Source organism: Arthrobacter sp. PvP023, assembly GCF_017832975.1.
Lineage (GTDB): Bacteria > Actinomycetota > Actinomycetes > Actinomycetales > Micrococcaceae > Arthrobacter.
This window is the reverse complement of sequence record NZ_JAFIBI010000001.1, coordinates 4315225-4327965: the sequence shown is the minus strand read 5'-3', so window position 1 is coordinate 4327965 and position 12741 is coordinate 4315225. Positions and strand designations below refer to the sequence as shown.

17 protein-coding genes and 1 tRNA gene are annotated in these 12741 nt (G+C 65.5%); 12 read left to right on the top strand and 6 right to left on the bottom strand.

Features of this window, described 5'->3' with window-relative positions; translation table 11 throughout:
- Positions 1–27: 27 nt before the first annotated feature.
- Together JOE31_RS19610 and JOE31_RS19605 are read right to left on the bottom strand one after the other, a co-directional pair.
- Positions 28–621, bottom strand: a complete 594-nt coding sequence (locus JOE31_RS19610; protein WP_209747435.1) for an adenylate kinase — start codon at positions 619–621, stop codon at positions 28–30.
- Positions 622–721: 100 nt separating this feature from the next.
- Positions 722–1168 (bottom strand): hypothetical protein, encoded by a 447-nt coding sequence (locus JOE31_RS19605; RefSeq protein WP_209747433.1) that lies wholly within the window; start codon positions 1166–1168, stop codon positions 722–724.
- 157 nt (positions 1169–1325) lie between these two features.
- Here JOE31_RS19605 and JOE31_RS19600 point away from each other — a divergent pair, with 157 nt between their 5' ends.
- Both JOE31_RS19600 and JOE31_RS19595 read left to right on the top strand, forming a co-directional pair.
- On the top strand, positions 1326–2102 hold the full coding sequence (locus JOE31_RS19600) for a type 1 glutamine amidotransferase domain-containing protein (RefSeq protein ID WP_209747431.1): 777 nt from the start codon (positions 1326–1328) through the stop codon (positions 2100–2102).
- Positions 2103–2131: 29 nt separating this feature from the next.
- A complete protein-coding gene (locus JOE31_RS19595; RefSeq protein WP_209747430.1) occupies positions 2132–2773 on the top strand; it encodes a hypothetical protein in 642 nt (213 codons plus the stop codon).
- A gap of 42 nt (positions 2774–2815) precedes the next feature.
- Here JOE31_RS19595 and JOE31_RS19590 read toward each other — a convergent pair whose 3' ends face one another.
- Positions 2816–3400, bottom strand: coding sequence for a dihydrofolate reductase family protein (locus tag JOE31_RS19590; protein ID WP_209747429.1), 585 nt, complete (start codon positions 3398–3400; stop codon positions 2816–2818).
- Between the two features lie 343 nt (positions 3401–3743).
- Between JOE31_RS19590 and JOE31_RS19585 the strand changes: the two genes are divergently transcribed.
- Positions 3744–4529, top strand: coding sequence for an alpha/beta fold hydrolase (locus tag JOE31_RS19585; RefSeq protein ID WP_209747427.1), 786 nt, complete (start codon positions 3744–3746; stop codon positions 4527–4529).
- 129 nt (positions 4530–4658) lie between these two features.
- A complete protein-coding gene (locus JOE31_RS19580; RefSeq protein ID WP_209747425.1) occupies positions 4659–5183 on the top strand; it encodes a hypothetical protein in 525 nt (174 codons plus the stop codon).
- A 138-nt stretch (positions 5184–5321) separates the two neighbouring features.
- Here the strand turns inward: JOE31_RS19580 and JOE31_RS19575 are convergent, their stop codons facing one another.
- Together JOE31_RS19575 and JOE31_RS19570 are read right to left on the bottom strand one after the other, a co-directional pair.
- Positions 5322–5867: a hypothetical protein gene (locus tag JOE31_RS19575; RefSeq protein WP_245199275.1), complete on the bottom strand. Its 546-nt coding sequence runs from the start codon at positions 5865–5867 to the stop codon at positions 5322–5324.
- 311 nt (positions 5868–6178) lie between these two features.
- Positions 6179–6268, bottom strand: a tRNA-Ser gene (locus tag JOE31_RS19570).
- A gap of 105 nt (positions 6269–6373) precedes the next feature.
- On the opposite strand from JOE31_RS19570, the gene JOE31_RS19565 reads away from it, so the two are divergent.
- The 3 genes from JOE31_RS19565 to JOE31_RS19555 are packed head-to-tail and all read left to right on the top strand — an operon-like array spanning position 6374 to position 8952.
- Positions 6374–7402 (top strand): zinc-binding alcohol dehydrogenase, encoded by a 1029-nt coding sequence (locus JOE31_RS19565; RefSeq protein ID WP_209747423.1) that lies wholly within the window; start codon positions 6374–6376, stop codon positions 7400–7402.
- 3 nt (positions 7403–7405) lie between these two features.
- Entirely contained in the window at positions 7406–7804 is a 399-nt protein-coding gene (locus JOE31_RS19560) for a 6-carboxytetrahydropterin synthase (protein WP_209747421.1), read from the top strand.
- A gap of 8 nt (positions 7805–7812) precedes the next feature.
- Positions 7813–8952, top strand: coding sequence for a glycosyltransferase (locus JOE31_RS19555; protein WP_209747419.1), 1140 nt, complete (start codon positions 7813–7815; stop codon positions 8950–8952).
- Here JOE31_RS19555 and tadA read toward each other — a convergent pair.
- Positions 8933–9451 (bottom strand): tRNA adenosine(34) deaminase TadA, encoded by a 519-nt coding sequence (gene tadA, locus JOE31_RS19550; RefSeq protein ID WP_209747417.1) that lies wholly within the window; start codon positions 9449–9451, stop codon positions 8933–8935. The two genes, JOE31_RS19555 and tadA, sit on opposite strands and share 20 nt — an antisense overlap.
- A gap of 43 nt (positions 9452–9494) precedes the next feature.
- On the opposite strand from tadA, the gene JOE31_RS19545 reads away from it, so the two are divergent.
- The 5 genes from JOE31_RS19545 to JOE31_RS19525 all read left to right on the top strand — a co-directional run bounded on the left by JOE31_RS19545 (position 9495) and on the right by JOE31_RS19525 (position 12719).
- The gene (locus JOE31_RS19545) at positions 9495–10373 is read left to right on the top strand and encodes a phosphatase PAP2 family protein (protein WP_307864453.1); all 879 of its coding nucleotides are present in this window, start codon (positions 9495–9497) and stop codon (positions 10371–10373) included.
- A 12-nt stretch (positions 10374–10385) separates the two neighbouring features.
- Positions 10386–11021 carry a uracil phosphoribosyltransferase gene (upp, locus tag JOE31_RS19540; protein ID WP_043478170.1) on the top strand — a complete coding sequence of 212 codons (636 nt, stop codon included), beginning with the start codon at positions 10386–10388 and terminating at the stop codon, positions 11019–11021.
- 136 nt (positions 11022–11157) lie between these two features.
- Positions 11158–11535: a VOC family protein gene (locus JOE31_RS19535; protein WP_209747415.1), complete on the top strand. Its 378-nt coding sequence runs from the start codon at positions 11158–11160 to the stop codon at positions 11533–11535.
- Positions 11536–11579: 44 nt separating this feature from the next.
- Positions 11580–12284, top strand: a complete 705-nt coding sequence (locus JOE31_RS19530) for an HAD-IA family hydrolase (RefSeq protein WP_209747413.1) — start codon at positions 11580–11582, stop codon at positions 12282–12284.
- Positions 12285–12350: 66 nt separating this feature from the next.
- Positions 12351–12719, top strand: coding sequence for an STAS/SEC14 domain-containing protein (locus JOE31_RS19525; RefSeq protein WP_245199274.1), 369 nt, complete (start codon positions 12351–12353; stop codon positions 12717–12719).
- Positions 12720–12741: the final 22 nt, after the last annotated feature.

Below are 12741 nucleotides of genomic sequence, written 5' to 3'. Positions count from 1 at the left end.
CCGTATGGGCAGCCGCGCGTTAACGCGTTATAGAGGACCGTCCATGGCATCGGGGAACGAGGTGCGGAGTGCCGCAAGCAGCCTGTCGAAGACCTCATCCTCGCGTCCAGTGCCTTCCACGCTCAGGAGGATCCCGCGCTCTGAGTAGGCCGCGGCCACCGGCTCGGTCTCGCGGTAGTAGAGCTTGAGGCGGTGCCGGATGACCTCCTCGGTATCGTCGGTGCGTCCTGTCACGGTGGCGCGGTGAAGCAGGCGGCGGGCAAGTTCGGCGTCGTCAACCGTTAGTTGGAGTGCGGCGTCCAGGGCACGTCCGTCCGCGGCAAGCATGATGTCGAGTTCTGCCAGTTGCGAGGTGTTGCGCGGATAGCCGTCCAGGAGGAAGCCGTCCGCGACGTCGGCCTGGGCAAGGCGGTCACGGACCATGCGGTTCGTGAGGTCGTCGGGGACGAAGTTGCCCGCGTCCAGGTGAGCCTTGACGTCCCGGCCCAGCGGCGGCAGGTCTTTCACATGATCGCGGAAGACTTCGCCGGTGGACACTCCGTTAATGCCGAGGCGCTTCGACAACCGTTCGGCCTGAGTTCCCTTGCCGCACCCCGGAGGGCCCATGATCAGAATTCGCATCGTTGAGACCGCTCCCCGGGTGCCGTTGAAAGGTGTCCCCCTATGGTGTCCGCCCGGAGGCGGCAGCACAAGGGAGCGGGGGCGCCGCGCTTCCGGGTCATCAGTCAGTCTTCTGACCCAGCTCCAGGAGATCAATGTCGACGTTGCCGGCTCCAGGTTTCGGGGAGCCGCGGCGTTTCCGGAGCTGGGTGGCTCGATACTCGTCCCGGGACAGCGTGTAGGCGTAGTAGGTGAAGGCTCCCGACAGGGCAGTGAGGAACAGCCCGCCCCAGAACGGGCTCTCTCCACGTCCGAGTGGGCCCAGGAAAAGCACTACGGAGAAGGCGGTCAACAGTCCGGCAAAGACGGCAAGAATCCCCATGCCCCACCAGGTGCGGACCTGGGCGTGGCCACGGCCGGGCGTGAAGCCGATCTCATCGCCGGGATAGCTGTGCAGCTCCCCGGTGCTGGTCTTGCGGAGAACCCGCTTCTCACCGGCTGCGACGGCTCTCTTGTGTTCTGCGTACACGGTATCGTTGCGCCGCTCCCGCTCACGGTCGTAAACCATGGGTGGTCCTTTCCGGTGCAATGAATGGTTCTGGACACATAGCCCTCAGACTAACGAAAAATGAGGCAACAGCATGTCCGGCAAAGGAAAAGCTGACAGTAGGGAGGGCCCGATTTGGGCTGGGCGTAGGGTGGAAGTCAGACGAAAGGAGCACTTCATGAAGAAAATCCTCATGGTACTGACCAGCGTTTCCGAGATCGGCGATACCGGCGAGAAGACCGGCTACAACGTGGCCGAGGCCGCACATCCCTGGAAGGTCTTCAAGGATTCCGGGCATTTCGTCGACTTTGCGTCCATCAAAGGCGGACAGCCCCCGCGCGACGAGGTGGACTCGAAAGATCCCATCCAGGTCGCCTTCACGGAGGACGAGACCACGCGCGCCGGTCTCTACAACACGGCCCGCGTCGACGTCGTTGATCCCGACCAGTACGACGCCGTCTTCCTCGTGGGCGGCCACGGCACCATGTGGGACTTCCCGGACAGCGAAGGCTTGCAGAACCTGGTGGCCAGCGTCTACAACGCCGGCGGTTTGGTGGGCGCGGTCTGCCATGGACCGGCCGGCCTGCTGAACGTGGAACTGGAGAACGGGTTCCGCCTCGTCGAGGGCCGGAAGGTGGCCGCCTTCACCAACGACGAGGAGGTTGCCGCAGGGAAGGACAAGGTCATCCCGTTCTTCTTGGCAGACCGCCTTGAGGAACAGGGCGCCACCCACGTCTTTGCGGATGTCTTTGAGGAGAAGGTCGTGGTTGACGAGCGCCTGGTGACCGGCCAGAACCCGGCCTCAGCCGCTGGCGTGGCCAAGGAAATGGAGAAGCTCTTCGCGCAGGTCATCCACCAGGAAAAAGCCGAGGAACAGCAAGAGACGGAAACTCTGCGCGCCGAGAAGGACGCCGAGAAGAACGCCAAGAAGGCTGCTGCAGAAGCAGAGCACTAACGCCGGCAGCCCCTGACGAGAGAGACCAAATGCCTACGAGCTTCGCTGCCGCCCAGCCCGCGCATCCGCTCGATTACTGGCTCTCGCCCGAACTGGCCCGGGTTAGCCCGCCAACTGCGCCTTCCCGGTTGCGGCAATTAGCCGACGCCCAAGGCGCCATGGCGGCGGCCTGGAGCAGCGCGATCGGCTGCGGCCCCGTCATGATCCTGGCTGGCGTGTTCATCAATGCCATGTCAGGGAACCCTGGCTGGGTCCTGGTCCTAGGTTTGACGGGTGCTGCTCTGGTGGTGCTGGGCCGGTCTTCCTGGAAGCGGGTACGTGCTTCACTGCCCAATACAAACAGACTCCTCATCGCGAGGGGCCCTGGCACGGCCCGCGGCGGCGTAGTGATGGTGTCCTTCCTGGCCGCCGTCCTAGGCGGGATCCTGGCCACGGCATTGCCTGCCAGCGCCGCCAGGGGCACCGCTACGATCGTCGCCGTGGTCGGCGCTTACGTGCTCACTGTGGCTCTGCTGGTGGTCTGCATCCTGGTACCTTCGGCGGTGATGGGCCGGGCCCGGGAGCCCTTCCGACGACGGGTCCGGTCGGACGCCACTCTCCGTACGGCTGTGGAAGACAATCTGGCCACCTGGCGCGACCCCTACGGCAACGCGGCTTACGGCCCTCTCTAGATGTAAATGACCGTCCTGCTGCGCAGGAGGACTGCAGCGGAGTTAGCTGACGCGGCGATAGCGGATGTGGGTGGCCAGCGGCGAGTGGAGCACTTCGGCCGGTTCGAAGCCGAAGGATTCAACGCCGTCGAAGATGCGCTCGCCCGAGCCGAGCAGGACCGGTGCGATGTCGAGGGTGAGCTCGTCGATCACGCCGGCCATCAGTGCCTGTCGGACGGTCGATGCCCCACCGGCGATGTCCACGCCTTTGTCCCCGGCGGCCTGGCAGGCTGCGGAGTAGGCCGCGTCGAAGCCCTCGGTGACGAAGTGGAAGGTCGTCCCGCCGTCCATCTGGATCGGGTCATGTGCATGATGGGTCAGCACGAACACCGGCGCATGATACGGCGGTTCGGCTCCCCACCAGCCGGTCCATTCCTCATCCCAGTCCCCGCGGATCGGGCCGAACATGTTCCGACCCATCACATACGCGCCCCGCGGGCGCATGAGCCACTCGTTCGCGACCTTGTCGGATTGGTTGGCTCGCGGGTCGCCGATATGCCAGCGGTGCAGCTCCAGCCCCCGCTTGCCCAGCGGGTCCTCGCGGCTCTGGCCCGGCCCGGCGACGAAGCCGTCCAGCGAGATCGACATGTGGCAGGTTGTGTCCGGCACCGCGAACCTCCTGAGTGAATGCGGCCTGCATGCGGTCGCGTGTGGGTTCTGGGGATCGTAGCACGTGCAGAGGTCAGGCACCCGGTGGGCTGTGCGGCGGGAAGAAGTCGCGTACAGGGGTCACGAGCCCGATCAACGAGAGGGCAATGAAGACGACCTGGTGGATGTGATCCGTGCCCGGAGGGAGGTTTCCGAGCAGGTGGGCCGTCCAGGAAGTGACTGGACCCGTTCCCCGGACTGTTAGGGATCGGCCTGCGAGCGGGACCAATGTGCGGCGAACGCGAACGCCAAGGGCCGTAGTTGGGCCTGTAGGCTCTGGTTCGTGATTGCTCAGATCCTGGGAGAAGGCCAACCGCTCGTCGTCATCCACGGATTCGGCGTCGATCATCGGATCATGCTCCCTTTGGAGGACGCCCTTGACGGGTCCGGATGGCAGCGCATCTATATCGACCTACCGTGGGCCGCGGGGAATGCTGACGTCGATGTCAGCAGCGCAGACCAGATCGCCCAAGGGGTCCTGGACGACATCCGTGAGTATCTTGGAGACCGGTCCTTCGCGGTGATCGGCAACTCGTTCGGAGGCATGATTGCCCGGCATGTCGCTCATGAGCTTCGAGATCGAGTCCTGGGGCTGGCTACTCTTGCGGGCGTGTTCGAGCCGGCTCATGAGGCGCGTTGCCTTCCTCGTCGGCAGGTTGTCCGGGAGGACCCCTCCATCCTGGCCATGGCCGGCGAGGTGAGGGACGACTACGAGGAGATGACCGTCGTTCAGACCGAGGCCACACTCAATGCATTCATCCGGTATGCACTTCCTGGTCTTCGCACAGCGAACCAAACGGTTCTCGATCGGGTGGCCGCGGAGTATGCGCTCTCTGTAGAGCCGGAGGTCGCGCACCCGGCTCCCGTCGAGGCCCCGTCGTTGCACCTTTTCGGGCGTCAGGACCACGTCACTGGCTACGAAGACGGGTGGAAACGCCGCAACCACTATGTCCGGGGCACCTACGCGGTGCTCGACGCCGCTGGCCATAACGCTCATCTCGAGCGCCCGGATCTTACTGCCGCGCTAGTAAGAGATTGGCTCATACGGACCAGCGCATCTGCCCTGTGAGGGACCGGCCCGCAGGCGTGGCGGCAAGTCTCTGACCGGTCCTTTGACTGTGCGTAGTTGCGCGTGACGATGTTGCCGCTCGTAGAGTGAGACACCGACCTGCAGCAGGCAATCACCTCGAGGAGACTCATGCCAGACATAGCTCGTGTCGAACGACTTGAAGTACGCGTCGGGGGGCTTTCCCGCTCTCAGCTGTTGAGCAAGCTGAGTTCGCGCGGCATCCTTGTCAACGGTCACGCAGAAACCCTGCTCAAGGACGTCGTCTTCGACGACCAGGCCGCTCGTCCCGTGGCGGTCACCGAGCGTACGGTCGCCGAACTAGGGCTTGACTGTGGGGCGACCCTTCCGCAGATCTTCGAGGTTGCACGGCAACAGGGCCTGCTGCTGTGCCCAATGGATACCGGTCCCTATCTGCGCATGGCTCTTAACGAGCAGGTGACGTCTTCCGACTCGGTGATGTCTTCAGGGCGGGCACCCGACGGCGCCCTGACAGTGGCCTCCGAAGCGCTTAGCAGAGACGACGACTATCCGAAGGGCTTCTATCTTCGCGTCGTAGACGGTCAGGCGTGGCTGCGTGGTTACCGATGCGATGACGAGCACACTTGGTCGCCCGACGACCGGTTCATCTTTCAGCTTCCGCCGCTGCCCGCTTGAATTCAGCCGGGCGCTGAGTTCGCCGAGAAGCGCCTGCCGGCCAGTCGCGCAGTGGAAAGAGAAATGGCGGGCACTTCTTCTCGAATGAGCAAGGCCCGCCATTTCTAAGCTTCTTTGCTTCCCAACGTAGCCACTGCGCTACATGTCGTGCACGGCTGCCTCGGGTCTGACAGGCCAGCAGCCTGTCACCTCGCGGAATTCAATGGCCCGCAGCAACGGCGTCATGTCGTAAGCACTCATGTTCAGGCTGAGCCGGACGCCGTGAATGGATTTCACTGTCAGGAACTGCTGACCTCTCAACGTCCCCGCGTTGTAGTGCGCGATGTCGCTGTAGGCAATCAGGTGTTCCTTGCCGAGCACGCTGCGGAAGGCCACTTCATAGGCGCCCGGAGCCACGTAAAAGTTGCGGTACATCGCGACGAATGCCATCCCGCCCAGGAGAATCGCCACAGAAGCAATACGGGCACCAAGAGGTGCGCGGGCTGTGGTGAAGGCGAACAGGCCCATGAGGAGCCCCACGGAAACGCAGAGCCAGCCAAAGAACAACAGCACCTTGGGCATACGAACTTGTTCCGGATACTCCTTGGACCGGTTGGGGTGCTTCCGCGCCCACCAGGCAATCGCGGCAATGGTCACGGTCGTGAATACCGTGATGGAGATGTTTATGATCTGCGCTGTCGACATTCTTCAGCTACATGCCCTGGTCGCGGAATGCCAACGTGGCTGCGAGTATGAGCAAAGACGCGCTGATGGTACGACGAAGCATATTTCCCCCAGTATGTGATCGGCTGTTCGGCCCTATCCCGGCAAAGTCTAAACGCAAATTCGTCTTCGGATTTGAACCACATCTTCCGGGCGCCTCGCCTGGGCACGGGCTGGTGGGGACAAGTCTCTGAATGTTTCAGATGCGGTAATTTTGCCAACGAGTACGGTCCGGGCAAAGCAAAGGCCCCGGGTTTCCTTTCAAACGAAAGGAAACCCGGGGCCTCGCTACTTGGCGGTGACGGTGGGATTTGAACCCACGTTGGCTTTGACACCAAACAACATTTCGAGTGTTGCACCTTCGGCCGCTCGGACACGTCACCAACCTGAATAGGTTACCGGAGCATGGCTCGCTTCCCCAAAACGAGGGCGCGCCGCGGGCGGAAGTCTTCCCCGCACCCGGTGCGGGGACTAGATTCGTAAGCAAGATGATCAACTCCCAGCAGCAATCCGAACACCGTCCCCAAGCCCGGGCCTATTGGACTGTCGGCCACGAAAAAGGCGAGCTCCGCACGGAAGAGCTGCCCGCACCGGGCCCCGGCGACGCTCTGGTCCGCGCCCTGTATTCAGGAATCAGCAAAGGCACCGAAACCGTGGTCCACTGCGGCAAAGTACCGCCACGGGTTGCCGAACAAATGCGGGCGCCCCTGCAGGAGGGGTCCTTCCCGTCGCCGGTAAAGTTCGGTTACCTCTCCGTGGGAATCGTGGAGAACGGTCCGGAGGGCTGGGAGGGCCGCACCGTGTTCTGCCTGCACCCGCACCAGGACCGCTACATCGTTCCGGTCGAGTCCCTGACCGTTGTCCCGGAGAACGTCCCGGCCCGGAGGGCGGTCCTCACCGGAACCGTCGAAACGGCCGTCAACGCCCTGTGGGAAGCCGGCCCACGGCTGGGTGACCGCGTCGCGGTCGTCGGCGCGGGCCTGGTGGGCGGCATGGTGGCCACCCTCCTTCGGACGTTCCCGCTGCAACGGCTCCAGCTGGTGGACGTCGATCCGGCGAAGCGCGCCTTCGCCGATGCCCTCGGCGTCGAATTCAGCCATCCAGACGACGCCCTGGCCGACTGCGACATCGTGTTCCACTGTTCGGCTTCCCAGGAGGGCCTCGAACGCAGCCTCCAGCTGGTGGGCGACGAAGGGGACGTCATCGAAATGTCCTGGTACGCCGACCGCAAGGTCACCATCCCGCTGGGAGAGGACTTCCACGCACGCCGGCTGTCCATCCGCGCCAGCCAGGTGGGAATTGTGGCACGCGCCCGCCGCCACCGCCGGACCAACGCCGACCGGCTGGCGCTCGCCGTGTCCCTGCTCAGCGATCCCGTCTACGACACGTTCCTGACGGGGGAGTCGCCGTTTGCGGACCTGCCCGCCGTCGTGCACGCGCTGGCCGAGGGGCGCTTGGACGCCCTTTGCCACGTCATCGAATACCCTTCCGAACACCCCGCCGAAGACAAGAGGTAGCCCTTGTTCAGCCTGACCGTCCGCCGCCACTTCATGATTGCCCACAGCCTTCCCCGGGAAGCCTTCGGACCGGCCCAAGGCCTGCACGGTGCCACCTTCGTGGCCGAGGTGACCTTCCGCCGTCGTGCGCTGAACGACGACGCAATCGTCCTGGACATCGGCGCCGCCGGCGGACTCATCGAAGAAGTGCTGGCCGGCCTGAACTACAAGAACCTGGACGAGCACCCCGATTTTGCCGGGAAGCTGAGCACCACCGAGGCATTGGCGCAATACATCGCAGAGGCCGTTGCCGCCAAGGTCCGTGGCAGCGATGACGGGCGTGAGCTTGCCGGACTGGCTGTCACCCTGCGGGAGAACCCGGACGCCTGGGCATCGTTCTCACTCGACTTCGACGCCGAGTAGCGCCTTCCATGACTAAGCCGGGCAGCCCGGCGGTCCGGCTGATCGTTCCGGGCAATGTGCTGCACAATTCAGGCGGCAACGCCTACAACGCCGCACTGGCCCGCGGGCTCACCGCCCTCGGGGCGGACGTGGACATCTGCCGTATTGACGGCACCTGGCCGGTGGGCAGCGAGGAAGAACGACGGCGGCTGGCAGAGTTGCTGCTCGATGGCGCGGACGACGGCGGTTCCGCCGGCCGTGCGACGACCGTACCGCCGGTGACCATCGTGGACGGGCTGGTGGCGCTGGGTGCGCCGAGCGCTCTGGAAGAGGCCGCGGCCGCGGGGCGGCCCGCCTGGATCCTGGTTCACATGCAGTTGGCGGAGCACCCGGACCTGGAAGGGCGGGCCCTGGCTGCCGCGGCCGGCGTCGTCTGCGCCAGTTCGACGGCGGCCTCCGAGCTCCAGGCCCGGCACTCTTCACTACGGCTCAATTCGGCCGGGCGCAGCACAACGCCGATCCACGTGGCGCTGCCGGGCACCTCTGCCGCGCCAATGGCCGCCGGATCCAACCCGCCGCACTTCCTGGCCGTGGCAGCCCTCCTGCCGAACAAGGACCAGCTCCTGCTACTCAATGCGCTCGCCGGGCTCAGGGACCTGCCCTGGACCGCGTCACTGGTGGGCTCCGACGCCGCCGACCCGGCCTACGCGGAGGCCGTCAGGAGCGCAATCACCGCGCTGGGGCTGCGGGACCGGGTCTCAGTCGATGGCGAGCTCAGGGGGCCGGCCCTTGAGGCGGAATGGGACCGTGCGGATCTCAGCCTGCTGATCTCGCAGGCCGAAACCTACGGGATGGTGGTCACTGAGTCACTCGCCCGCGGCATCCCGGTGGTGGTGCGGGACGGTACCGGCGCCGTCGAGGCGCTCGCGGCCGGGTCACCGGGTGCGGCGGAAGCTCCCGACGGCGGCGGCGGGGCATCCGCACTGCCGGGCGCCGCCGTCGTTCTCGGCACGGACCCTGCCCCGCTGGAAAGGGCACTGCGCCGCTGGCTCAGCACGCCGGAGCTGCGTCTGCGCTGGCGCGAAGCGGCATTGGCCGCGCGGAACCGGCTTCCCGGCTGGGACGTCACTGCCGGGAGCGTGCTGGACCTCATTGCAGCGGCTGGCTGACCTGCCGATGACCGGCGAAGAACTCCCTGAGCAGCGCGGCGCACTCCTGCTCGCGGACTCCGGCGTAGACCTCCACCCAGTGGTTGAGGCGGCGTTCGCGGAGAATGTCGAACACCGAACCGGCCGCCCCCGCCTTCTCGTCCCATGCTCCGAACACCACACGGGGAATGCGGGCCAGGACAACGGCGCCTGCGCACATGGCACAGGGCTCCAACGTCACCACCAGGGTGCAGTCCGCCAGCCTCCAGCCGTCACCTGGGTCGCCATTCGCATGTCCCAGCGACTGCAGCCGGGCGGCCGCTTCACGGATTGCCACCATCTCGGCGTGCGCGGTGGGATCACCGTGCGCCTCCCGTTCGTTCCTCCCGGTACCGAGGACGTCGCCGTCGGGCCCGATGACGACGGCGCCGATGGGCACGTCCCCGGTGTCCAGGGCACGCCGCGCCTCGGCGAGGGCAAGGCCCATCCAATCGGCATGGCGGGGCTCCGGGGAAGTCATGGCTCAATGATAGTTTCGAAGATACGGAAGGCGCAGGCGACGGATGAGCCCGGGAGACGACGTGAAGACCTTGACTGACCGCATTACCGACCGGTGGGGGCGGTGGGTGGTGCCTTACGCCGCCCTCTGGATCACCATGCTGATTGGCGGTGTGGTCGTCGTGACACTGGCGTTCCTCGGCGCCGAAGTCTACGACAACGTGGTGGACGAAGCCGGCCTCGCCAACCTCGACAAGCCCGCGCTTGCGCTGTCCGAAGACCTTCGGACCCCCTGGCTCAATTCCGCCGTCACCGCCTTCACGAACATTGGCGGCGGGATCGGCATGCCCATCGTCGGCAGCATACTGACGGCCTGGCTGACATGGGCGGGGCGCACCTGGCGGCCCCTCATCCTGGTGGGCGGCGCCGCTGCTGCTTCGGTCACTGCAACCACCTTCGGCAAAAAGCTCTTTGGCCGCACCCGTCCGGACCATGCGGACGCTGTTCCGCCCTACGAGGATTCGCCGTCGTTCCCCAGCGGGCACACGCTCAACACCACCGTCGTCATCGGGCTGGTGGTCTATCTGGCTTGCCTGCAGATCCAGCGAACCGTTGCGCGGGTGTCCATGATCACGGCCGGTTTGCTCTTCATCATCGCCATGGGCCTGAGCAGGGTGTTCCTCGGCCACCACTGGCTGACGGACGTCATCGCCGGGTGGCTCCTTGGCCTCGCCTGGGTGGGAATCGTGATCCTGGCCCACAGGCTCTTCCACGTGATGCGGCACCGCGAGCACGCCGGTCCTGCCCCGACGTTCGACCACCCCGTGCTCCGGGAAGAACTTGCGGCCCACCATGCCGCACACCGTGCCGAGGACCACCCGGAGGGCACGGACAGCTCCGGGCAGGCCCGCGGCCGTCGGGGCGGGGACACCACCTCCGGGTGATAGTTTTGACCCATGCGCACACTCGTCGTGGACCACCCGCTGGTCGCTCACAAGCTCACCGTTCTGCGGGACAAGAACACTCCTTCCCCGGTCTTCCGGCAGCTCACCGAGGAGCTCGTCACACTCCTCGCCTATGAGGCCACGCGGGACGTCCGCACCGAGCCCGTCACCATCGAAACACCGGTCAGCACCACCATCGGTACCGCGTTCACCAAGCCCACGCCGCTGGTGGTTCCCATCCTCCGCGCCGGACTGGGCATGCTCGAAGGCATGACCAAGCTGGTACCCACGGCCGAGGTCGGCTTCCTGGGAATGGCCCGGGACGAGGAAACCCTGGACATCATCACCTACGCTGAACGCCTCCCCGAGGACCTGACGGACCGGCAGATCTTCGTCCTGGATCCCATGCTTGCTACCGGCGGCACGCTGCGCGAAGCCATCAAGTTCCTGTTCAAGCGCGGTGCCTCGGATGTGACATGCATCTGCCTCCTGGCTGCCCCCGAGGGCCTGGCCAAGCTGGAGGAAGAACTCTCGGACGCCAACGTGACCATCGTCCTGGCCTCCATTGACGAGAAGCTCAACGAGAAGTCCTACATCGTTCCCGGACTTGGCGACGCCGGGGACCGCCTCTACGGCATCGCAGGCTAGCTGCCGGGCTGAATCTTCAAGCCGTGGCTGCGGGCCGGGGACTGCGTTCCGGAACGCAGTCCCCGGCCCGCACCCGCGTTCTCGGGAAGCGGTTGCCCTCTTCCGGATTCCGGTGGCCGCGGCTAGCCTGTGGCCCATGGACTGGAAACTTGAACTGGTGTTTGTGCCTGTGTCCGACGTGGACCGTGCCAAGGATTTTTACGTCAACAAGGTGGGCTTCAACGCGGACCACGATGAACGTCCCATGGAGGGCATCCGTTTCGTCCAGCTGACCCCGCCGGGCTCCGGCTGTTCGATCGCCATCGGCGAGGGCCTCAACGACGCTCCGCCGGGTACCGCTCCCGGCCTGCAACTTGTGGTGAGCGACATCCAAGCCGCGCACAAGCAGCTGAAGGACAACGGCGTTGACGTCAGCGACGTCGACGTCCAGGACTGGGGCCACTTCGTCCACTTCGCCGACCCCGATGGCAACAAATGGGCCGTCCAGTACATCCCCCACCGCCCGAACAGCTAGGTCACGGAATCCTGCTGCTGCCCCGGGTGGGGCAGGATGGAAGGATGAGCTTTCGCCCCGATGCCCCCGCCCCGGTTTCCGCGGGACTATCCGCCAGCACCATCATCACCCGTGCCGTCCTTTTCGACATGAACGGCACCCTGGTCGATTCCACAGCTGTTGTGGAGCAGGTGTGGGGCGAATTTGCCGCCCGTTACGGCCTGGACATTGCCGAGATCCTCCGCACCTCACACGGCGTCCAGGCGGGGGACACAGTGCGGCGGTTTGCGCCCGCCGGCACTGACGTTGCGGCCCTGACCGCGGAACTGGGCGCCATGGAGCGGGTGCGGACCGAGGGCATTGTGGCGTTGCCCGGGGCGGCCGAACTGCTGCGCAGCCTCCCGGCGGATGCCGTGGCGCTGGTGACTTCCGCCGACCGGATCCTGGCCGATATCCGGATGGGCGCAGCGAAACTTGCCATGCCGGCCACAGCCGTCACGGCCGACCTCGTCACCCGGGGCAAGCCGCACCCGGAAGGTTACCTCCGCGCCGCCGAACTGCTTGGCGTGGAGCCGGCCGATGCCCTGGTCTTTGAGGATGCCCCGGCAGGCATTGCGGCCGGAGTCGCCGCCGGGATCCGGACTGTTGCCATCGGGCCCAACACCGGTCCGCTGCCGGACGGCGTTATGCACATTGCCGACTACTCCGCTGTGTCCGTCACAACGGACGTGGACGACGCCGGCATCAGGACGATTTCCTTCCGGTTCTGACCCCCAGCCCGGTTCCCGGTCCAGTAGTGTCGTTCGGGACGGCTGACTCTATCTCGGGGGGATAGGATGACCGAGATTCCGATTGACGGTGCCAGGGGCACTGTCGAGCTGCGCAACGGCGTCTTGCATGTGCGTTGGATTCCAGGCCTGGCCATTTGCGAAGAAGCCGCGGTGGCCGTGATGTCCGCGGTCAATGAGCTGAGCCGCGGGCGTCCGTTTCCGATGCTGGTGGACATGGCTGCGACGGAGTCCATGAGCCGCGGCGCCCGGCGCGTTTTTGCCCGTCCCAGCACGGTGGCCAGGGTGGCGCTCCTAGGGGCGTCCCCGGTGGACCGGGCATTGGCCAATTTCTTCCTCAGCATTCATTCTCCTGCCGCTCCGACGCGGTATTTCACCTGCCCGGAGGAAGCCATGGGGTGGCTCCCGGCACTTTAACCGTCATCGCGGCGGTTTAACC

Bases quoted from the DNA above. Each gene is read 5' to 3' on its own strand.
- JOE31_RS19545 (WP_307864453.1), top strand. From the start codon at position 9,495: ATGAGCCCGGGAGACGACGTGAAGACCTTGACTGACCGCATTACCGAC.
- JOE31_RS19535 (WP_209747415.1), top strand. From the start codon at position 11,158: ATGGACTGGAAACTTGAACTGGTGTTTGTGCCTGTGTCCGACGTGGAC.
- JOE31_RS19595 (WP_209747430.1), top strand. From the start codon at position 2,132: ATGCCTACGAGCTTCGCTGCCGCCCAGCCCGCGCATCCGCTCGATTAC.
- JOE31_RS19525 (WP_245199274.1), top strand. From the start codon at position 12,351: ATGACCGAGATTCCGATTGACGGTGCCAGGGGCACTGTCGAGCTGCGC.
- JOE31_RS19590 (WP_209747429.1), bottom strand. From the start codon at position 3,400: ATGTCGATCTCGCTGGACGGCTTCGTCGCCGGGCCGGGCCAGAGCCGC.
- JOE31_RS19610 (WP_209747435.1), bottom strand. From the start codon at position 621: ATGCGAATTCTGATCATGGGCCCTCCGGGGTGCGGCAAGGGAACTCAG.
- JOE31_RS19575 (WP_245199275.1), bottom strand. From the start codon at position 5,867: ATGTCGACAGCGCAGATCATAAACATCTCCATCACGGTATTCACGACC.
- JOE31_RS19565 (WP_209747423.1), top strand. From the start codon at position 6,374: ATGATCAACTCCCAGCAGCAATCCGAACACCGTCCCCAAGCCCGGGCC.
- tadA (WP_209747417.1), bottom strand. From the start codon at position 9,451: ATGACTTCCCCGGAGCCCCGCCATGCCGATTGGATGGGCCTTGCCCTC.
- JOE31_RS19605 (WP_209747433.1), bottom strand. From the start codon at position 1,168: ATGGTTTACGACCGTGAGCGGGAGCGGCGCAACGATACCGTGTACGCA.
- upp (WP_043478170.1), top strand. From the start codon at position 10,386: ATGCGCACACTCGTCGTGGACCACCCGCTGGTCGCTCACAAGCTCACC.
- JOE31_RS19600 (WP_209747431.1), top strand. From the start codon at position 1,326: ATGAAGAAAATCCTCATGGTACTGACCAGCGTTTCCGAGATCGGCGAT.
- JOE31_RS19555 (WP_209747419.1), top strand. From the start codon at position 7,813: ATGACTAAGCCGGGCAGCCCGGCGGTCCGGCTGATCGTTCCGGGCAAT.
- JOE31_RS19530 (WP_209747413.1), top strand. From the start codon at position 11,580: ATGAGCTTTCGCCCCGATGCCCCCGCCCCGGTTTCCGCGGGACTATCC.
- JOE31_RS19580 (WP_209747425.1), top strand. From the start codon at position 4,659: ATGCCAGACATAGCTCGTGTCGAACGACTTGAAGTACGCGTCGGGGGG.